Raw genomic sequence first — 22,180 nt, forward strand, 5'->3', positions numbered from 1 at the left:
GGTTTATAGCGGTCGATAAAGGTAAATCGTAAATTTAAACCTAGATTTCCATATGCTTCGGGTGGATTTTGAAATTAAAGAAGCTAAGCAAAGAGCGGTTGTTCCTGACCTAACTCCAAGTCGAAAATCCATTCAGGAAATAAGCGTGTAGAAAGCTCTTTGGTTGCTTGTTTGGACCCGGGTTCGATTCCCGGCGATTCCACAAATTTATTTCAAATCATAAAGCCTGTAAATCTTAGGATTTACAGGCTTTATTCTTGATGCTTTTGTTTCCAAAAAAAAATATAAAGACACTCTTCCAGGTTTACTGTAGGATGTAAAATAACAAAGCCCCAAATTTCGGGGCTTGTATTTATTTAATCTTATTGTGTTCACGAGCGGGACGCTCGGGTCAGCTGGGTTTATTTATCTAAATTCTTCAATGACCCTTCCTTTTTTATATATTTTAATTTTCTCAATAGTTTCTAACTTAAATTTCTCAATATCCCATTTTGCTTTCGGATCAAAAGAATTCATATGTTTAAATTCTGTTGGAAACAATTCGATTTCAATATTTTCATCATACTCTAGCATTATACTTGACGCCTTTCCTGGTTTAGAATCAATTATTAAAATTCTATTATACTCTGAAAAATTAGAGTCTTTTAAAAATAACTTGATCTCTTTGCCAATATAATTTTTACAATCATCAATTTTTATACCCAAACTATCAATATTATTGTTATGCTTTTCATTTTTAGAAACTTGAGAATTACAACTTAAAAAAATACTCAATACAAAAAATATAATAATTGTTCTCATCATTTTAATGGTTTAAAATTTTCCTTTTTCTTGTCATTTGTAACAAATATTGTTATTCCACTTTTAGAACCATTTCCAAAAGTCCCTATCAAAGCCTTATCAATTCCTTCTTGAAAACTTAATGATGAGTTATTGGGGTCAGATCGGACTGAGTCCATCTTACTTTGAATTTCTGTTTTTGAATTATTTTTAAAAAATTTTGTTGCTAATTCTGGATCAGAAATCACAGCAGCATATCTTTTATTACCTGCTTCAACCATTGTGAAGAAACCGCCTTGTGAAGAATTTTTTCTCAAATTTGAAATATCAGATGGAGAAAAGCCAGCTCCTAATGGAGCACCATCGGACTTGTTATAAGGATGGGTGTGTGCATATCCTATCAATTTTTCAGTAGAGGGTATATTTGAATTACGGCTAACAGAACCGTCTTCATGATCTGTATGCAAATTCCTCCCAATATGCCATTTATTGTCATTTGAAGTAGTAATTGTAAATCCTCATTCTTCTACTGTTTTATTTCCATGACCAGAATTTTTCCAAGCTCGTTCAAATGTTTTTAATTTAGTTACAGCATTTATTACATTTAAAAGATTTTGTACAGGAATAGGCTTTCTCCCATCAGGATCCATCATATTCACTGGATTATTCAGCGTGTAATTATAAGGTGAAGCATTCGGGAATTTCTCTGCCAGCGGATCCACACTTTGCCATATACTCGTTTTAGGATCATAATACCTAGCCCCATAATAATAAAGCCCTGTTTCCTCATCCAATTCCTTTCCATTAAATAAGTAAGGAGTACTCTCTGTATTAGAGTGCTCTTCTAAGAACGTCTCACCAAAAGCAAAGTACTCCAAATGCTGGGTAACTTCACCATTAGCGTCGCTAATATACGAAGAACTTCCTAAACAAAGTTCATCGAATTCCTCTGACAAATATAAACCAATGAGATAAATGGTCAGGATGGTAGTAAAAAACAAATGCTTCTACATTGTTGCCATTCCCGCTATTTCCACCACCGTTGCCGTTTCCACCACCGTTTCCATTTCCATTGTTTCCATTTCCATTTCCTTGACCATAAGCATTTCCGTTAGATGGGGTTTGACCACTATTACCGGAAGGAGTACCATCTACTTTCTCAATTTCAATATCTAAATCGGCATATTGCTTGTTGAAATAGCCTTGCAATTGGATTTGTTTATTGGTATAATCTATTTTATTACCTCCTGCTTTGGTTTGCAGCAAACCAAATAAAAACCAAAAGCCACTCCCATTACAGAAGTGGCTTCCTTTATTGATTTTACCTGTGCTCACGAACGGGATTCTTAAAGATGTTTTCGCAAAAAGTCGGGAGACTTTTATTACGTTTAGGTCATTTAAGAACTTTAAAAAAGTCATGAGACTTTGCCTAGCATCCCACTTTTTTAAAGAACTCTTCTGGGATCGGAGCGGGCTAGGATACTTCTCCGCCAACGGAGCCTCTTTAATTTAGTTTTAATAAGTTATCAATAGCTTCTTTTTGTTTTCCTTTTTCTTCGAATAGAGACTTCTGAGAAAGAATCTTAAGATGCCTGTCATCCTTGAAAGATCCTTTATAAAAAGGCCTTCTTAAATAAACTGACATCTCCGCAATCTTAAATGCTTTATCGAAATTTTTCATATCAATTTCTGAATTCACTTTTGCAATAGCCACATCATTTAATTTATTCGTCAATTGTACTGCTTCATCAAATTTTAAAATACATCTCTTTAAGTATTCATCATTCTTTAAAAAAGATATTTTTGAGCCTTCTTTAAGAAAAACATTTGATGAATCATTTATTATATTTTTTGATAGGTTAATAATTGTTTCGTTATAATTATTTAATTCTAATGAATCAGTTTTAAGGATAGTGCTCAATATTTTAACATCTTCATAATAAACACTAACGTTTATTTTTTTATTTGTTATAAATATTTCTTCCTTAAGTTCCTTATCGATAAATACTAATGTATATATATTTTCTGGATTTGGATTTTTATTACAAGAAAAAAACAGGATAGTAATCATTAAGTACATCATAATCTTCATAATTTTTGTTTTTTAAGTTCTTTTCCATTTTCGCCTTTGAAATACATCATATTATATTGCTTTGCTGTCTTTCTTACAGCACGTTCACCCGCTCTTTCAGCTGCTGATTTTTTGCTTGACCCATTTTTAATTTGTTTAGCATATTCAGTATCAAACTCTTTTTGATAAAAACCATCGGCAGAATCGAGATTTGTTGGTGTTTTAGATGTCATCACCAAAGCATAAACATTTTTACCACTTTGGTTTAAACTAACTGCTTCGTCAAAATCATCCATTGTTGCAAAATCCCCACCTGAAAAGGGAATAATGGCTCCATCCCAGGCTCCATCATTTTTACCATATGGATGTGTATGAAAAGTTCCAATTAAAATATTTTTCTTTTTTTCAATAACAATGTTAGGATTGAAAGTCCCTGAAGTAGAACCATTCCCGCCAACATTTACAAACTCAAATTCTTTTTTTGATCTATTTACGGTTAATGTAGCACCTCTTTCTGTTGACGTTCTGTTTTTATCAAAACTTTGATTCCAAGATTTATTCATCTGAGAATAAATTGCATTCGAGAATTTAATGCTATTTGCTTTACCCCATCTATTTTCAAATATTTTAATTACCCAAGGTTCTGGAAATGCCCCATCAGGATCAACCATATTCACTGGACTATTCAAGCAATATGCATAAGGAGAAGAGTGAGGAAGTTTTTCCGCCAACGGATCCACACTCTGCCATACACTAGTTTTAGCATCATAATACCTAGCCCCATAATAGTACAGCCCCGTTTCCTCATCCAACTCTTTTCCGTTAAACAAGTAAGGAGTGCTCTCAGTATTAGAGTGCTCTTCTAAGAACGTTTCTCCAAATGCAAAATACTCCAAATGCTGGGTAACTTCACCATTGGCATCGCTAATATATGAAGAACTTCCTAAATGGTCTGGGTGGTAGTAAAAAACAAAGGCTTCTACATTGTTTCCATTGCCGCTATTTCCACCACCGTTGCCGTTTCCACCACCGTTTCCATTTCCATTGTTTCCATTTCCATTTCCTTGACCATAAGCATTTCCATTAGGTGGGGTTTGACCACTATTACCAGAAGGAGTGCCATCTACTTTCTCAATTTCAATATCCAAATCAGCATACTGCTTACTGAAATAGCCTTGCAATTGGGCTTGTTTGCCAGTATAATCTATTTTATTCCCTCCTGCTTTGTTTTGCAGCAATCCTTCGTTGCTTTCTGCTAGTTTGGTGGCAACACGTTGGCTTTCGATATAAAAATGCTTGGTTACCATACTGTTGCGCAGCACTACATACGGGCTTACATAAATAGTAAAATTACCTATGCTGCCTTTTCCTGCCTTTTTGCTTCCGTTTATGGCTACGGTTTGCCCTCCTCCGCTACTTTTTAATACACGCTCACCCGCAGCATCATACACATAACTAAACAACTGTCCGTTATCGGCAATGGCTTTGATGCGGTTTTCTTCATCCCATAGTATTTGGCGTTGTTGCCCGCTCACGTCGTGTGTCCATCCGGTTTGGTTCCCGTTAGCATCATAAGTATAGGTTTGTTCGCCTATGTGCGTTGGTGCATGTGGCTGGGTTTGTCCGTAAGCATAGTCATAATTATAGGTTGTTTTATTACGTGGGCTCCAGTTGGTTTCGTCATAACCTTTAAACTGATGCAGCTGCTCTTTTTTGACAATACTGTGCACCGAGTTGTATTTCATGGCAAGACTGTACTTATTCTCGTGATTGCTCCCTTTGTGACTTCCCGTGGCAGTGGTCAATTGATACAAATCATCATACGTATAGTTATAATCGGTTTGTCCTCCCATGAGGTTGCTCGCTGGGATTTCGGCATTGTTTTGCAATCTTAAAATGTTGTTTACCTTATCGTAGGTATAGACATTATCCATCATTTTGCGGTTATCAGCTGTTTCAGCTATCATATTATGCAACCTGCGGCGTTCTGGCTCATAATCATAAAAAGTTTCGGTACCGTTCCCGTAGCTTAAATAGGTCCGTTGCTCAAATTTATCATAGCCTAATTGAGTTACATATTTGTATTCGGTTCCCGCTTTTACGCCTTTCATACTGTGCAGCAGTCCACCCAAGTTGTAATTGTAGGTCACTTTTTCCTGGTCAGGGTACAACATTTCGGTTACACGGTTCCAGGTATCGTACTTCCATTCGGTCTGGTACGTGAGCGATGAAGCTCCCGGTACTAAAATCGTACGAATGTTTTTAGTAACAGCCCCCAACTGGTTGTAGAAAAACTCTTGCCCACCCGTGGCATCTTCTTGCATTACAATACGACCAGCACGATTATCACTGGCTCCTTCTGCTCCATAAGTATATTTTACATTATTCACTGGGTTTTGAGGATACTCAATCGCAATTAAACGCTCTTTTTCGTACGCATAAGTTACAGGCGTATTGTCTACACTTAAATTGGCAGTTAATTTTTTAGTCATGTTATTAGCCAAATCATACTCAAAAGTCGAGGTACCGGCATCAGGATGCACTACTTGGGTACGGCGACCGAGCCAGTCGTACTCTGATTGGATTTCGTTGTTTTGATCGTCTTTGGCAATTAGCAGTTCGTTGATGGCATTGTAATTAAAGCTTGTCCAAACGTTACTGCCCTGGCTATATTGCTCTTGCACTGCTTTGGTTAAGCCACGTACATTGGTATAACTTTCTTTCCAGATACCATTGGCATCGGTCGCTTTGGTACTAAACTGTAAAGCGCCATCACGGTCATTTCCAAAACCATAAACCATACTACTTACAGCATTATCTGGCAAGGTCACCGTTAGGGTCCTATCCAATACATCATAAGTTGTTTTGGTTGGTGTAATATTATCGAAAGCTTGATTGAAAACAGCCTCGCTTCCTTTGGGTTCGCTTACGGGATAATAACTCTCGATTGCTCGACCGAATGCATCGTACATTACTCGGCCCGATACCGCCATGTGTTCTTCATCTGCTGACTGTGGTGCAGTATATAAATCGACATCTTTTTTGACCTGTATGCTACGTGCCAAACCATCGACTATGGTTACGGTTTCGATATCATTTTCAGGGTGTGCTGGATCATAGTGTTTGGTTTTTGCCCATGGCATGGCTGCTTCGGGATGGTATTCAAACGCAATTGTATACGGTTTTCCTGCTTCCAACTCGAACGGTCCTGTAATGGTTGTGATACGTCCTAATTTATCGATTTCATAACTCATTTCATTACCGTTTAAATCGGTATTCAATAACATTTGACCAAACTTATAGTCGTAAGTTGAACTTGAACTATAGCCATAACCATCTGTCACATTGATGGTGTAGGTATGAACCTCAGGGTCGTATTGATATTGAAAATCCAAACGCTCACCATTGGCATTCTCAGGGCGGATAATTTTTTTAAGATTACCATAGTTGTCATACTCTAGATCATATTTTGCCGAAACACCATTTTTTAAAAACTTACGGATTTGGGTAATATCTCCCGTTGACATATTGAGTGTTGTTTCGCTCTTACGCATCGTTTGCCCGTTTCCGGTAACAATAACACTGCTAGGCGTTGCCATGATGTATTTGCTTGGCACATTATGATAGGTAATGGTCGATGAAATATCATCATCAGTACCCGCATCTCCAAAGTCGGTAAAATGGGTTACATTTCCTAAAGTATCATATTCGTATGTGCTGCTTGTTGTTTTTTGCGCTATTGCAGCACCCTCATAGAAATTCTTTTCTGTTTTTACAGAAGCTAGAAATGCTTTGCCAGTGTCACTCGTTTTAAAACTTGCTGGCAGTACCGCTCCGTTATCAATGTCTTTTAACTCATATGTATTTAGAGTCTCGGTAAATACGTTTCCGCCTGCATCTTCCAATACTTCACGTTGCAGACTTCCTTTTTCGTAATAATTATCATTAATGAATTCCTGAACTACGGTACGGTAAATTGCATCGCTGTTTTGTGTATCCAGTTGATGGCTCTTCACGGTTTTGAATCCGTAGAAGTCACGCTCGTGACGGTCGTATTTTCCGTTTTCATATTCAAAAGTACTGACCATAGTATCAGGCCCGTCGCCATTGAAACCGTCTTTGAGCTCCACTTTAGTCAGTGCCCAAACGTCACTAGGGTGGTCGTAAGTATTACCAATACGAGCATAATCCATAGTGAAGCTGGCTCCCATTGGTCGTTTTACTTCTTTCAATAGATTGGTACGGGCTATGGTAGAACGTTTAACAAATAATTCGTTGTCTTTTTTGGATGTTAAAATATCAGGAAAACCATCACCGTCAATATCTGAATAATTGATTTTTTCTTTACTGGCACTATGACTTACGTTTACACTTGGATTAACACAAATCCTAATTCCAAGAAGCGGAATAGGTATACAAACAGTGAATGCCACGTTTGCCGATTCCCCTACAGATATGCTCTCCTGTATATCATCAATACCACTCCAAGAAGCCTGAATGAATCCGTTTCCGGTATTTAAGTAAACCACATGACTGTCCTTATCAAAATAATCCGGTAAGCCATCACCGTTAATATCCTGTACGGCGGTTTTAGCATGAGCTAATGACATATTAAGACCAATTCCTCCAGAAATACTATTATCATATAGGCTAATTCCTAAACCAGCACTAAAGTCTTCTCCTTTTCCATCACGAATCGTGCTAAAGTTCCATCTTTCTCTTGGAGCAAATTTGTAGCCTAAATTCAAAGCAACATCTCCTCCTTTATAGATTTTATCTGGTAGCCCGTCTCCATTGATGTCTAAGAAAGTGTGTGATGAATCTTCTTTATTAACAGACACACTCGCACTGATTCCCAGTGAGTTTGACGCTTCTTTTTCTTTGGTTGCTCCAACAATGTTACAATTATCATCATAAACAGGTGTTGAATCTGCTGTTCCGACCGGTACAGAAACACTAATCATTGATTTTGACATCGTAGGACTACCGTTTACTGATAATCCGATAGAACTGTGATTTGTTTTTTCATAATAACCTGTACCCACATTTCTAGCATTACTCTCAAATGTTCCATTCGATTTGGTGAACTGTACTTTATCCTCGGTTACAATGTCAGGATATCTGTCACCATTTAAATCGGTAAAATCGGTAATATTTTTAGTTTCACCGGAAGCAGTACTTCCGCCGGCACTTCCCGCACCGCCGCTTACACCTGCGCTAAACCCTAAACTAAAAGATTTTGTGATTTTATCGATACCTCTAGCTCCAGCTCCTCCATTAGTTGCCGGATTTTCGATAGTTAAATCGTCCATCCCCAAGCGTGAAGCAGACATTTTACTTTCGGCTACCCAATGTTTATCATCCTGACCTTTCCAGATTTTATTCACATTATCGGGGAACATCATAATAAACTTTGCATCACTTACATTTTGCCCACCTTGATTACCATATGATTCTTCCATTTGTTCCGGAGTAGAAGCACTGTCCAAATTAATGCTTCCTTGATTAGAAGATTCTAATTTTAACTCTGATTCATTTATAGGCTGATTAGCCCTGTCTCTATTCCCATTATAACCAAATTGTCCCCAATTTTGGTACATTGGTCCAAAAATTACTGAAGTATCTGTAGTAGCAAGACCAGATTCTATTATAAACGTATCGTTGTTAGCGTTATCGATTACTGCGATTAATTTGGAAACTGAAATTTTTTCTCCTACAGCTATGTCTTTTGTATGAATATCAAAATAAAGGACGTCGTCTTTTGCTACATTTACCACGATAGGGGTTGCATTAATTGCTACATCATCATCAATTGTAATACTTTGTTTAGCAATTAGTGTATTATTCTTTTTTATGGTTAATACTACCTGTCCATCAAGAAGCGGGCTTTGAAGTATGTTAAGTGCTATCTGAGGAGTGAAAGTTACTGACATATCCGCAGGAGCTTTCCAAGAATTGGTAGGCTTGATAGATCTTGCGTATAAACCATAATTTACCACTGGAAAAAATTCAAGCATAGCGCTCCCATCTGGGTTGGTAACTGTTGTTAAATTAGGGTCTGTAGAAGTAGTGTAATATACTCTAGGTGTCCATTTTAGTGCCTTCCAATCAATATTTGAATCTGAATTTACTACAAATGAATATCCTTCTTCTTTTAGTACACTAAGATTTATATTGATCGGCTGATTTATTGTTTGCGTAGCTAAATAAGTATTTTGCCATACTACTTGCGTTTGTCCGTTTACATCAGTTTTAATTATTGCCACCGTCACATCATCAGATGTAACTGGTTTTTCAAAAACTCCTTCAATAGCAATACTCCCATCAATTGGCATACCTAAACTTTGATTAGCCGATACAATAAATCCATTTGATGCCTTCTGCTGATATATTGGCAAATTATTAGCATCTATTAGTACGGTAGTATGTTGTGCATAGGTAATTATTGGATTCCAATCTACTACATCATCTTCCCCATTTTCAATAGATTGTACTCTAAAATAAATAGGGTCCCCTTTTGCTACAGCAATAGAATCTAAAATTGGAGTTTGAACTGTAAAATCATTTGCTGGAATAGTGGCACTCCATAACTCGATTGCTTTGTGCTGAATAGCCACACGTACTCCGTCTTTTGATTGGAAACCCGAGTTTAAAGCCACTGGAGCACTAACAGCAATCTTTCCTGCATAAGGTGCTTTCCATACACGTACTACATCGTGTAACGGAAATTGATCTTTTAATTTTTCTAATTCCTGCGGGTCAATTTGTATTAAATCTGGATCAATCCCAGTAGTTGATGAACCTATGGCACTTGGTGTATCACTACTTGATTGTGTATAGCTCGGAATTCCATTATTTAAATGGTTAAAATACACGATTCCTTTGTGTACAATATCCATTAATCCATCCCCATTCGCATCACAAAAATAAGTTTTCACTGTGTTTTTTGTATCGGTCTTTTGTAAACCAATAAATACACCAAAATGTGCCTCAATTCCATAAGTAAAGGTTTCTGATTTTGAAGTAGAAAAGTTGTTTACCCCAAAAACGGTCTCCTCTTCACCAAAAACTGCCGTACCATTAGGACCTGAAAGATTGGGTCTAAATTTAATTACACCCTCATTTGTATAAACCTTGTCTGGCAGATTATCTCCATTAATATCGATTAAGGATAACATCCCTTCCCCTTTACTTTGGCTAAACCCAAAATTACCTCCAACGGATTGTAATTTATTATACAATGAACCATATGCGCCTCCAACTGTTAAAGCCAGTCCAAAACCTCCTCCTGATGTTTTAGAACCACTTATAGCGGAAGCGTTATCATTAAAATCACCCGTTCTTACTATGAAGTCACCTTTTACATCATCATTTTGCGGATTCCAACTTTCTTCCGAAGCATAGGGCTGATAGCCTTGCTTAGATTTTACATCGTCAAAATAGTCAAAATCATGGTGGTTAAATTCTGCGCCTGATGAATCAAATTCGGTTATTTTACTTAATAACGTTTTATAAAAAGCACCTTGAACGTACGTTAACTCATAACTTCTAATATTTTGTCCATCAAATTTTACTTCTATTTTGCGTAATAAATCAGCTGTTACCTGTTTGAAGCCATAGCGTGCATTGATGCTGATGTCTGTTCTTTTCGGCTCGCTCAATTCCCTGTCACGAGTAAATAGAACTTCATATTTTCCTTCACTGCTTCCACTTCCTGTATAGGTTATTTTATCGATGTAATTGTTATACCCCATCACACTTCCGCCTTGAACTCCTACATCTTCCACTTTTTCATAATGATAGCGAACAAAGTTGTCGTTTAAATCTCTAGTTTCAACCAATGCCCAATGTGCAATATTCCCATCAGCATCTTTCAAAACGGCATTGTCATCTATTCCTTCTGAAGTAGTTCCCCCGTAAAAGTATTTAGAACCTGATTTATCAGTTACCTCCCACCAATAATTGGTTGGATTATCACCATGACGTATAATTTTATTAAAACTTCCCTCAATCCTTGGGTAAAATTGTTTTTCACTTTGCCTTGGAATAAAATCACCTCTGTGTGCCACTGGAGCCAATTGTTCTCCTGACATAGAATAAGTCTCGGTTTCTGCACTACCATCATAACGAGGAACTCCCCAACGGGTATCAATACTGATTGACGGAACACTTAAATTCCAGCCCACACCCAACCAATCGTTACCACCAGCACTGTTATATTGAATACCTAATTGTGGTTGCATCCCTTGTCTACCGGCAGGTAAGGCAATAGGGTACCCTAAATTGGCATTACCCATATTGTTCGCTGAAGGAGGATTGATTGTGTTTACCGCTACTGATGGATTGGCTGCTTTAATATCTTTAATTGAAGTTGAAGTAAACCCAGCGGTTTCAGGTGATTCAGGAACTTTGATAACTCCATTTATCAAATCTCCTCCTTGCATTAATTTTGAAACAATTAATTTACTTGTAGCGTTGAGACTGTCTTTCTTTAAAGCTATCCAATGCTTGGTTACCTCATCGAAATAATAGGTTTTTACATCTTGTTCAGTATATCCATCAGGAATTTTACTCGAATCAAATTCCAAAGAGATTTTAGCTTCCTTTTTGAATTGTTTTCCCTGGGTTGATAGTCTATATCCTTGATAATCTTTAGTCACGTTTACAATCATCCCATCTAAGGCAGGTAAATCTATATCGCGTAAAGCCGTAAAAGAAATATTATTTTTGTTTACTAGTGATTGTGGTTCTATTGCAATTGCAGCACCTTTTAACTGTAATTGAAATAATTTCTCGGGAGTATATTCGCTTACAACAGAATGTGCAGAACGAACAGCAATTTTATTTTGAAAATCTGGAGTAACCGGCGTTGTATAAGTTAATTGTTTTTCAATAATTTGACCATCTGCATAAACAATTTTTAGAGTTGCCCCCCAAACGGTTTGGGCTGACTTTCTTGGTATAAGGGCCTCAAATTCGGAGCCAAGAGTTTTTATTTGTACCCCATCCACATATACATCGGCTTGTGCACTACCTTTCCCCTGAATAAAACCTTTGACATAACCAAAACCATTATTATACTCTTTCGTAACAGGTTGATTGACAACAATACTTCTGCCCTGTAGCCCCACTTTTTTAATAACTATTCCTAAGTTTCTAACTCGGTAATTGTATTTAGCTAGATCTGGAAGTGTAAAACGAATGCTATTTGCACCTTTCTTTAACCATTCTGTCTTTAATTGTTCTTCCTGTAGTTGCCAGGAGTTATTTCTGTTAACAAAATACCCTCCAACAGAAAATTGATTATTAATACTTCTGGAAATACCAGTATGATTACTAATTCCATAAAGCTCATACGTTAAAAATACCTGCTCATCTGCCGCAGGTAACTCACTTACCGAAACCGTAAAAACGTTATCAGCAGGACTATCTAAAGGTTTGTCATCAAATGTCCCGATAAAACCTTCTTTGTGGGAGGAAGCATAATATCTTGTTGTGGTCTTTTTTGCTTTTAAATTTTTTTTCTCTGTTTTTGTTATTGCCCCACATAATAGTACGTTGAAAACAAGTAGTATTGATAAGAAATATTTTTTTTTCATCTATGTTTTATTTTGATTGGCTATTCTTTACGATTTCTTTTTCTTCTTGAATTTATTATATAGATCTATCACAGACTCTACTTCAAGCTTTTTAAACTCTTTATTCTCAACTCTTGCAATTAATTCAACATCGTCAGATAAATATTTTTTACAACTATTTCTAAAAAATCGTTCGGTTCCAATACCCGAAGTCATACTAAAGAACATAGCATTCTCTTCATCAAATTTTTTAATACAATAGACAAAATAAGGCAATGTGCGGTTTGTCACATAACTGCTTGTTAAGCTTAGGTTACCCTCTTTATCAAAGGAATAACCGTCTCCTGAAACATATAAATTGTAATATCCTTCTTGTAATAATTGTAGCCAAGCATCTTCATACCTTTTAGTTGTTCCTACTTGTCTTTTTATCCTCTCTATTACATATTTATTTCCCGTACTAGATTTAAAAACCACATTCTTTATTAATGCATTATCTATTTTTATGGTTTTTCCACCATCCCTGTCTTTGAATTTTACAACATCTGAAGTCATCTCTAATATCCCTTTTTTACTATCTCCATTAAGATAGTTTATTGTGCCTTCGTGAAAACCTTGAGAAATGACTTTCAAAGAAAACAACAAAAAGACAAGTATCATTTTTTTCATAATTTGATATTGTTTTATGATGATTCGTTTTATCACAACGAATCATTCGGTAATATTTTAATAAGGTTTACTGGTTTGGTAATATGGATACTGAAGTTATTTGACTATGAGTTTCTTGGTTATTTTAAACTTCTCATTAAAAATAAAAACTTCATAAATTCCCGAAGACCCAATTCGCTTTCCGCGAATGATATGGTTTGTTTTATTACTTGCCTTAGTAGTCGATACTAATCTCCCAGATGTATCAAATACCATAATTGTAAAATCTTGCGGTTCAGTCAGGATGATCGAAATATTATAATTTCCATCCAAAGATTCATTCGGATACAGTACAAATGAAGTGGCATAATTTGGATTTACTGTAACAGAATCAGACGCTGTACAACCTTTTTCTGTCGTCAACGTTAATGTATAAGTGGCTGCCTCAGTAATTGTGGCATTCTTTGAATCACCCGAGAAACCTTTATCAGAAGTCCAAAGGTATTTTAAGTCTTGTTCATTTGAAGTGACTATAGGCTCCAATATTATTTCCGCTTGCTCAGAAGTCAAGTACTTATCTACTCCCAAGTCAACCGTTACTGGCTCTGGATTAGTAAGCAAATAAGACACATCTTTTTTTGATTCGGCCTTATCGGTAACTTGTAATGTATAATTGGCTGTTCCTAATTTTGAAATTTTATTATCCGGAAAAGTACCATCTTTACTCTCCCAACTCGCTGCTACCTGAGAATCTTTAAGCAATTCGAAAGTATATGGGGCTACTCCTCCAATAGCATTAAAATCTAAGACACCATTAGCGCCAGAAGTACAAATCTCTGGTTTTTCTTCAGTTAAAGCGACTTCCAATTCACTACTTATTGCAAATGTAAAAACGTCTGTTCCAGATTTATCAGTATCCCATTTCACATTATTGAATGTCAATACAGTTCCATCTACCTTCGAAGCAGAGACATATTCCAGATTTTCGGGCAAAAAAGTTCCCTTCCCACTTTTGTCAACTACCAATAAATACCTTTTTAAATCTAAATTCAAATCGTTAAAAATTGTATTTGCATCAAACTGAAGTACTGTAGATAGTTCTGAAGAATTAGAACCTGTCGCTTTTATTAACCATTTTCTTTGCAGTAGTGGCAATGAAGAGTTATCCGTTGAAGTACTTCCTGCTAATGGCGCATTATTATCTCCCCATACCAAAAAATTTTTATCTTCAATAACTCCCTTATTCTCCTGATTGGATTTAGCAATTGTATCAACACCAATGGTAACTATACCTTCTATTTGTGTGCTGTGAGATTGTTTCTGATTTAGTTCAAGAGCATCGTCTTTGCCAATCCCCGCTATACGGTTTGCAAAAATGGAACCTTCTTCAACCGCATAAATAATTTTCTTCTCAGATGAAAGATAGTCCTTAGAGTTTGTTAACGTTATACCATATTTCAATGCCAATCCTGTCTCTACAGCTTGTTTAACTTTGTTTCTTAACACTGTGTTATAAATGACTAATTCTGCCAAAACCCCTTTTGAAGCTTTTTTTTCTTTTCCAGAAAAATTCCCGAACTCAAAAAAAGTTGTCGCATTATTTTCCTTGTTTCTTGCATCAAAAGTTTTTGTGTACGAGTTTAAAGTAGGCGCATCTAATTTGCCCCCTTCATAAGGAATCATTTCTTTCCCGTTTACAACATTTAGATTGGTCAAATTAACGGTTGAATTCGCAGCTTTAACACTCCATAATTCTTGTTCAGGCAAAACTTTGTCGGAAACATAAACGGTAAAATAGGTTGCGTTTGAGAGTTCTTCGATATTTTGTTTTATCCGCAAAGAGCTTGCTTTACTGTAATCTAAAATAATGGGATTAAAATTAATTAAGGTTTCTCCCTTGTCTGGGTCAGCACCGGTAATATAAGTAAACTCGACCTGATCTTTTATTAGCAAGTCATTTAAATTACTTTTGTTAAGTCGGTGTGTTGGAGAATTTTTAGTTTGTCCATTACAAATAATTGTAAAAAAACTAACCATCAGAAGATAGTAACTTTGTTTCATAGGCTATAGAATCAGTTAAATTTGGGATTTAAATGAAATTTCTTATCTATTTCCGCTGGCATTTTATCTTCTTCTTAAATAGATACGAAAAGAATAATTATAAATTTTATAAGAATTCTACTGCGAAGCTATAAACTTTTTTTGATTTAACGACATTATTTATTAATAAAAAATATTTTTTATTAACTTTTTTTTTGTTAAAACAAAAAATAACAGTTACACCTTAGGCTAACTAAGGTTATCTTATTATCAAATCTTAGTAATCAAACCCACGTGTATTTAGTTTCTTTCACAAACAAAACTAATACAGCTTCTCTCCAAAAATCTAAAGAAGAATTGGATTGCAAATACGACGAAAACAACTTTTAACAAAGAAGGTTGTTTTTAAGCAAAATATGTTACAATTTAAAAGTGGCTCCAAATAAATCCTAACTTAATACTTCTTTTACTAGACTTGGATCGACTTTTATATCAAAGCCTTTTTTTCATATTCCATTGATGTAATTTTTATTTACATATCCAAAAAATCAAAAATAAGGTCATTTTTAAGCATAAAAAAAAACGCTTCACAATTTCTACAAAGCATTCAAAAAACGATTCAACAATTCGCCTAGTGAATTAAAGCGTCATAAGTAGAAGATAATAATACCGCTTAAACTCCCCATTCAAAATTTAAATCCCAACCATAGCGAATTGGCGAAGCAATTCAAAATTTATAATTTAAAAATAAAATCCATTCTTGCCTCTTTCCTCTCACCTCTTGCTTCTTTCCTCTCACCTCTTGCTTCTTTCCTCTCACCTCTCACCTCTTTCCTCTTGCTTCTTTCCTCTTGCTTCTTTCCTCTTGCTTCTTTCCTCTCACCTCTTTCCTCTCACTTCTCACCTCTTTCCTCTTGCTTCTTTCCTCTCACCTCTTTCCTCTCACTTCTCACTTCTTTCCTCTTGCTTCTTTCCTCTCACCTCTCACCTCTTTCCTCTTGCTTCTTTCCTCTCACCTCTTGCTTCTCCAACCTGCCTTCTACTATCTCCCTCTCCTTCCCTATTCAATTCCCGAATTGAACACCACACCTTTAGTTTCTATAAATAATCTGATATAATTTTGTTCCTCTACCAAGAGAATATACTACTCCAGTAATTCAATCAGATGAACAGCCAAGTCAAACAAAAGATTAAAAATATACATCAGATGCTGTTCGAAATGGCAACTGGCAATCATACGTTTAGGCTGCAATTGGAGGATAAGAATAATGAGTTGGATGAGCTCATGATAATGCTCAATACGGTTGCCGAAAAAATGGAATTATTAGCTTCACAATTGGGATATATAAATCCACATTACACATACCAAAGTTTGGTTCAGACAACCATAATTCTAGACAAAAACTTCACAGTAAAGAGCTTCAGTGCTCAAGTACCTACCCTTTTGGAATACAAGCCAGACAAACTTTTAGAATTAGGCTTTCATGAAATACTGTCCAAACACTCCATTCCCCTATGGGAACTCATTAAAGCGGAGGCATCAGGCAACAAAACAACGCATGAAACCGTCCATTTCATATTTATTACTTCAAGTCAGCACCTCATCCCCTCCTACTGTACAGTTTCAAAGCTTTTGTACAGCAATATTATTATCATCAGTTCCATAACAACAATTCTTCAGGACATCGCACCGGAAACAACCAGCACGGTAAATAAGCTCGACCAAACCCAATCAGATGCAGTCCTCATTCAAAATGTCCGAACTTACATTTTAAACAACTTAGAAACCCCATTGCCAAGCACAAACGAATTATCAAAAATGTTCAATGTGAACGAATTCAAATTAAAAGACAGTTTCAGGTATTTTTTCAACACCAGCATCTATCAATTCTATACTGACGAAAGACTAAAAAAAGCACACCTTCTCATTCTTCAAACAAGCATCCCATTAAAGGAAATCGCATTTATCAGCGGCTACAATGACTACACCAACTTCTACAAAGCATTCAAAAAGCGATATAACTACTCCCCCAGCGAACTGAAACGCCATAACACAGAAGATAATAATACTGCTTAAACTCTTAACTCAAACTCAAGTGATAGCAAACAACCAGCAAAAAAACTCTTTCCTCTTGCTTCTTGTCTCTTGCTTCTTGTCTCTTGCCTCTTTTCTCTTGCTTCTTGTCTCTTGCTTCTTGTCTCTTGCTTCTTGTCTCTTGCTTCTTTCCTCTTGCTTCTTTCCTCTTGCTTCTTGTCTCTTGCCTCTTTTCTCATGCTTCTTGTCTCTTGCTTCTTTCCTCTTGCTTCTTTCCTCTTGCTTCTTGTCTCTTGCTTCTTGTCTCTTGCTTCTTGTCTCTTGCTTCTTTCTTCTTTCCTCTTCAGACCGAACTCCCCTTTTGCATACCGATATTCCCAATACGCAAACAGCTATTACTTTAATAAACAGAATTTTACAACACAAAAGAAACAACACCATGAAACTATCTATCTCCCAAACAAATAAAATCACAGCATGCATCAGTTATCTCTACATTCTGCTTTTTGTATATGCAGCAGTCAGCAAATTTTTAGACTTTGAAAACTTTCAAGCCCAGTTGGGACAATCTCCACTTTTAAGTCCCTTTGCCAATTTTGCATCTGTTGCCGTAATTGTTCTGGAACTGCTTATAGCTGTTTTACTGAGTATCCCCAGATTTAGATATTTTGCTTTATGGGCGGCAGTGGCCTTAATGAGTATGTTCACCGCCTATATTGTCATCATACTCCATTTCAGTTATTTTGTTCCCTGCTCATGCGGTGGTATTCTGGAAAAACTAGGATGGACGCAACATCTAATTTTTAATATCGCATTTTTGTTTTTAGCAATAGTTGCAATTCTATTATACGGCATAAGCAACCGCATTCTGATTCGCTTATCAATTTTAGCTTTAGGAAGTGTTTTGGTGATTACGGGACTATTCCTTTTTTCCGAAGATATTATGCAAAAAGAAAACCCTTTTATTCGACGTTTTCCACAGGCGACTGCCGCCAAGGTGGCAAGCATTGATTTGAAAAACCCATCCTATTATGTTGCCGGTACAGATAAAAGCAAAATTTATTTAGCCAACCGTTTAGCTCCTCTTCAGATTCTTGAAATTGATTCCAATTTAAAAAGTAAAAAGAAACACACCATACAATTGGACCGTGAAAATTTTAATTTTAAGGCAGTCGAAGTTCGGATAAGTGCTCCGTATTTTTATGTGATTGACGGAACAGTACCTGTTATTTACAGAGGATTAATTTCTAATTGGAAAGCGAAAGTTATCAGTGAGAATAAATTCTATTTCTCAGACATCATCTTCATGAATGATAAACAACTGGCTTTTCGAACCCAAAAGCCTCCAACAGGAGAAAATATTCTGGGGGTTTCCTATGACTATGTCAACCCAAAAATCAAATACAATCCACAGGTATTGCAAAAACAGATGGAAGGAATTTTTGATACCGATGGGACACTGCAGTATAGTGCAACATTACACAAATTAATTTACACCTACTACTACCGAAACCAATATAGTATTACAGACGAAAATCTTGTTGTTGAGCATCGAGCCAACACCATTGACACCACTACCAAAGCAAAACTAAAGGTAGTAAAGTTGAAACAATCCGGGGACATAAAATTGGCAGCACCTCCCTATATAGTGAACCGTCATACAACCGTGCAAGGCAACTTACTTTTTGTCAATTCGTTATTACGAGGAAAATATGAAGAGATTGACGTATGGAAGTATGCCACTGTAGTAGACGTTTATGATCTTTCAAAACGAACCTATCTTTTAAGTTTTTACGTGTATGATGAAGAAGTGGGGCGAATGAAAAACTTTTTCGCTAGCGATTCAGCGATGTATATCCTTTCGGGACATTATCTGCTCAAATATGGATACGGAAAAAGAATCCAATCAAAAATTAAATAAGGGCCTATAAATGGCATTAAAAAGATACCGGCCGGTGACAGGAGTATCGATCGAAAACCTGTAGAAAAGAGTAGATCAAATTCTATTAATTTAAATTTTTACTATTATGAAAACAACCATTTTAAGAGCATTTGTGCTGCCTATAGCAGCATTTGCTCTGGCCAGTGCGGGTGCTGTAAGTACTAACACTTCAGAAGTAAGCAAAGCTGATGTTTTGATTCCGGCTTTCATTCACAATCCGACAGTGAACGACTGTCTAAAAGTTCCTGATGTTGACTGTAGCGTAGGAGGAGGTCTTACCTGTCTTAGCGGAACAGTTACAGCCTATGGCGGAAGTCAAACTTCCTGTAACCAACAATTGCACCGCAATTAGGTAAATCCTTTTTTGGATGAAAAGTAATGCAGTTTCTTAAAAAAAGGAACTGCATTATTTTTTTATCTGTTTCTTATTCAGCCGAAGTTTCTTTCGATGCTGCTTTCAATTCAGCTTCCCCTTTCAATAAATAATCAAACCATTCCATCATTCGCCTGCTAAGATCCTTCTGATTGTCTGCATTCTCCAGTGAATGGTCTTCGTCAGGATAGACCAGCATCTCAGTTTCTACCCCCAATTTTCGAAGCGCCAGATAATAGGTTATGCTCTGATTCCAGGGAATGATCCTATCATTTTTGCCTGCCCACAGTAACAGTGGTGTTCTCACGTCTTCAGCATGCATAATGGGAGAGTTACGGATATAGGCTTCTTTGTCTTCATACAGCGATTTTCCAATGCGGAACTGTTGATTTTCAAATCGCCACATATCGGTCTGAAAACTGCCATTCTCACCGATATTAAAGTAAAAGGAAATGATGTCGCTCACTCCGGCTCCGGAAACAGCAGCCGAAAAAATGTTGGTCTGCGAAATAATAAAATTGGTTTCATACCCCCCGAAAGAATGCCCATACAAACCTATTTTGTTCTTATCAACCAAACCTTTCTCCACAACCGCATTGACTCCGGCAGTTACACACTCAACGGCCGAACTTCCCGGATTACCCATCTGGTATACGATATCGGGCAGCAACACAAAATAACCATTGAGCGTATAATTGGTCACGCTAAAACCATCCCGATTCAAGAAACTGGGATTGACATACTGATGAAGTTCACGGGACATCACATCATAGATATGCACCACCATTGGGTATTTTTTTGCGGGATCATAATCGGCGGGATAGAACAGCGCCGCTTTTAATTTTTGCCCTTTACTATTGCTGTAATGCAGTAATTCTGATTTACCAAAAGAATACTCATTTTGCTGCCTGTTGGATTCAAACAGAATTTTGGAAACAATATCATCCTTTTTCCTGAATTCAATTCGCGGCGGCTGGCTAAAAGTTTGATTCTGGAAAATATAGTTACTATTTTTACTCTTGCGGATTTCATCTATTTTACTGGGACCATATATCAGCGGCTTTTCTCCTACTTGTATGTTGTAAATAAAATACCCTGTTGACCAATTATGCGTATTCTTTGCTTCAAGCAACATATCTTTGGACAGATCAAAAATGGTCGCTTTCCTTCCGTCATAGTTACCCTGCCAGCGCCAGTCATATTCAGTGGGAGCTATCCTGAAAACCATGTTTTTCTCCCGTCCTCTGGTTAGTCGGATGCAAGAAGAACCATCAATAGCCACAAGCCAAATATCATTGGCATCATACAATAAAACGTTCTTCCCATCAGAACTCCAACCCGGATTGCCATAGGCCCCAAATTGATGGGGAGCATCAGCAGCATTGTAGTTGTCCCAGCGGGTTATCACTGTTTTGGTAAGGTTCATGTGCGTTTTTGCAACAGGATCGTAAACCCACCAATTGCTTTCCCGATAATACAGTATTTTGTTGCTGTAAGGATCAAATCCCATCTGGTTCAAATCAACAGATTGCTTTTTCAGTATCAGCTCTTTGGAACCGTCCTTTAGATGGGTTAGATAAAAATCCGCTTCCTCATAAAATTTGGATTGCAGTCCATAGGAAAATTTATTGTAGCCAATAGCATAGTCCTGCTGCCCGCTCAGCATAATTGCCGGCAACTCATCGTCGCTGATTTGTAAATATTCACACCTATCGGGATACCAAACCGCCACTTTGGGAATATCCCCCTCAGCTTGCTGACGCTGTCTGTCTATATAAAGCCATTTATCAGTACCCTCCCAGACTTCGGGGGCATCTGTTTTTTTTGTTGCATTTGGTTCCTTCTTTTTCGTAACCATAAAAAATACTTTTGTCCCGTCATCCGAAATGGCAAATGTGTTCCTTTTGAAAACTTCTATATCCTTTGAGCCCACTTTGGAAGCATAATCCAACGCGAATACTTTTTTATCGGCAATTCTATAATAATTCACGGTAATTGCCTTGGCAACAGAATCTGTCTCTTGCAAAAAAGCCAATGATTTAGCGCCTTTATCCCAAGTCAAATTAAAAAAATGGGTATTGTTTGCTGTTGACACCACAACACGGGAATACGGTACAAAATGGATAATCCCCACCTCATTATGCCCCGCCAGACTGCTGGCATACACCAGCGCATCCTTGCTGGTATCCAATGCATATTCACAGACATCAAAAACACTGTCAATCACCTTTCCATTTTGATTGCGAATCTGCATCAGGCTTTTTTCAGTAGAAGCTTTATTAAAGGTGATTATATACCGACCATCATTTGCCAATTCATACCGCTTGACATGCTCATATCCCGAAATTTTGCCTTTCCGTAGCTGCAAAACCTTTAATTTGGATTCTGGAGCCAGAAAAGCGAAGATTTGTTCCCCTCCAAATTGGCCGTCATTCCCTTTGGGGAAGGCATAACTTTTGTTTTTGGCGGTGTTTTGCACAAACAAAGTATCGTTATGGCTTTCATAGTGCATGGCATAACTTGCCCATTTTCCACAATCGGAAATCCCTTTTACCTCTAGTGTTCCCCATCTTCCATAGTCGTCCTCGGTTAATGACTTCTTTTGTTGTGCCTGCCCCATAACGGGGCAGGACAGCAACAATAAAAGAAATGCCAATACCAGACTCGAACATTCGAAATCCATTTTTCTTTTGAATAGCATCATATTTTTAAT

Annotated in this window: 13 protein-coding genes and 1 other RNA gene; 4 read left to right on the forward strand and 10 right to left on the reverse strand. The window is 36.9% G+C overall.

The genetic code is table 11. From position 1 onward, the window contains the following. Positions 1 to 205, forward strand: a transfer-messenger RNA (tmRNA) gene (gene ssrA, locus AC1DY0_RS17270); the annotation flags it as partial. Between the two features lie 200 nt (positions 206 to 405). On the opposite strand, the gene AC1DY0_RS17275 is transcribed toward ssrA, so the two are convergent. The 8 genes from AC1DY0_RS17275 to AC1DY0_RS17310 all read right to left on the reverse strand — a co-directional run bounded on the left by AC1DY0_RS17275 (position 406) and on the right by AC1DY0_RS17310 (position 15,138). Next, on the reverse strand, positions 406 to 801 hold the full coding sequence (locus AC1DY0_RS17275; protein WP_477189829.1) for a hypothetical protein: 396 nt from the start codon (positions 799 to 801) through the stop codon (positions 406 to 408). After that, positions 801 to 1,247 (reverse strand): hypothetical protein, encoded by a 447-nt coding sequence (locus tag AC1DY0_RS17280; RefSeq protein WP_477189830.1) that lies wholly within the window; start codon positions 1,245 to 1,247, stop codon positions 801 to 803. The genes AC1DY0_RS17275 and AC1DY0_RS17280 overlap by 1 nt, the downstream gene beginning before the upstream one ends. 51 nt (positions 1,248 to 1,298) lie before the next feature. Further along, on the reverse strand, positions 1,299 to 1,736 hold the full coding sequence (locus AC1DY0_RS17285) for an RHS repeat domain-containing protein (RefSeq protein ID WP_477189831.1): 438 nt from the start codon (positions 1,734 to 1,736) through the stop codon (positions 1,299 to 1,301). After that, a complete protein-coding gene (locus AC1DY0_RS17290) occupies positions 1,717 to 2,115 on the reverse strand; it encodes a hypothetical protein (protein WP_477189832.1) in 399 nt (132 codons plus the stop codon). Before AC1DY0_RS17290 ends, AC1DY0_RS17285 begins: the two co-directional genes overlap by 20 nt. A 169-nt stretch (positions 2,116 to 2,284) precedes the next feature. Next, the gene (locus AC1DY0_RS17295; RefSeq protein WP_477189833.1) at positions 2,285 to 2,872 is read right to left on the reverse strand and encodes a hypothetical protein; all 588 of its coding nucleotides are present in this window, start codon (positions 2,870 to 2,872) and stop codon (positions 2,285 to 2,287) included. Beyond that, positions 2,869 to 12,450: a SpvB/TcaC N-terminal domain-containing protein gene (locus AC1DY0_RS17300; RefSeq protein WP_477189834.1), complete on the reverse strand. Its 9,582-nt coding sequence runs from the start codon at positions 12,448 to 12,450 to the stop codon at positions 2,869 to 2,871. The genes AC1DY0_RS17295 and AC1DY0_RS17300 overlap by 4 nt, the downstream gene beginning before the upstream one ends. Positions 12,451 to 12,477: 27 nt before the next feature. Further along, the gene (locus AC1DY0_RS17305) at positions 12,478 to 13,089 is read right to left on the reverse strand and encodes a hypothetical protein (protein ID WP_477189835.1); all 612 of its coding nucleotides are present in this window, start codon (positions 13,087 to 13,089) and stop codon (positions 12,478 to 12,480) included. Positions 13,090 to 13,194: 105 nt separating this feature from the next. Further along, complete coding sequence (locus AC1DY0_RS17310) at positions 13,195 to 15,138, reverse strand: T9SS type A sorting domain-containing protein (RefSeq protein ID WP_477189836.1); 1,944 nt, start codon at positions 15,136 to 15,138, stop codon at positions 13,195 to 13,197. A 1,186-nt stretch (positions 15,139 to 16,324) separates the two neighbouring features. Here AC1DY0_RS17310 and AC1DY0_RS17315 point away from each other — a divergent pair. After that, positions 16,325 to 17,194 (forward strand): AraC family transcriptional regulator, encoded by an 870-nt coding sequence (locus AC1DY0_RS17315; RefSeq protein WP_477189837.1) that lies wholly within the window; start codon positions 16,325 to 16,327, stop codon positions 17,192 to 17,194. Between the two features lie 15 nt (positions 17,195 to 17,209). Here AC1DY0_RS17315 and AC1DY0_RS17320 read toward each other — a convergent pair whose 3' ends face one another. After that, on the reverse strand, positions 17,210 to 17,533 hold the full coding sequence (locus tag AC1DY0_RS17320) for a hypothetical protein (RefSeq protein WP_477189838.1): 324 nt from the start codon (positions 17,531 to 17,533) through the stop codon (positions 17,210 to 17,212). A 58-nt stretch (positions 17,534 to 17,591) separates the two neighbouring features. Between AC1DY0_RS17320 and AC1DY0_RS17325 the strand changes: the two genes are divergently transcribed. Together AC1DY0_RS17325 and AC1DY0_RS17330 are read left to right on the forward strand one after the other, a co-directional pair. Next, positions 17,592 to 19,073, forward strand: coding sequence for a DoxX family protein (locus AC1DY0_RS17325; RefSeq protein WP_477189839.1), 1,482 nt, complete (start codon positions 17,592 to 17,594; stop codon positions 19,071 to 19,073). A 106-nt stretch (positions 19,074 to 19,179) separates the two neighbouring features. Further along, positions 19,180 to 19,446 (forward strand): hypothetical protein, encoded by a 267-nt coding sequence (locus AC1DY0_RS17330; RefSeq protein ID WP_477189840.1) that lies wholly within the window; start codon positions 19,180 to 19,182, stop codon positions 19,444 to 19,446. A gap of 73 nt (positions 19,447 to 19,519) precedes the next feature. On the opposite strand, the gene AC1DY0_RS17335 is transcribed toward AC1DY0_RS17330, so the two are convergent. Then, positions 19,520 to 22,171: an alpha/beta hydrolase family protein gene (locus AC1DY0_RS17335; protein WP_477189841.1), complete on the reverse strand. Its 2,652-nt coding sequence runs from the start codon at positions 22,169 to 22,171 to the stop codon at positions 19,520 to 19,522. Positions 22,172 to 22,180: the final 9 nt, after the last annotated feature.

It is taken from the genome of Flavobacterium sp. P1_E4 (assembly GCF_056405915.1).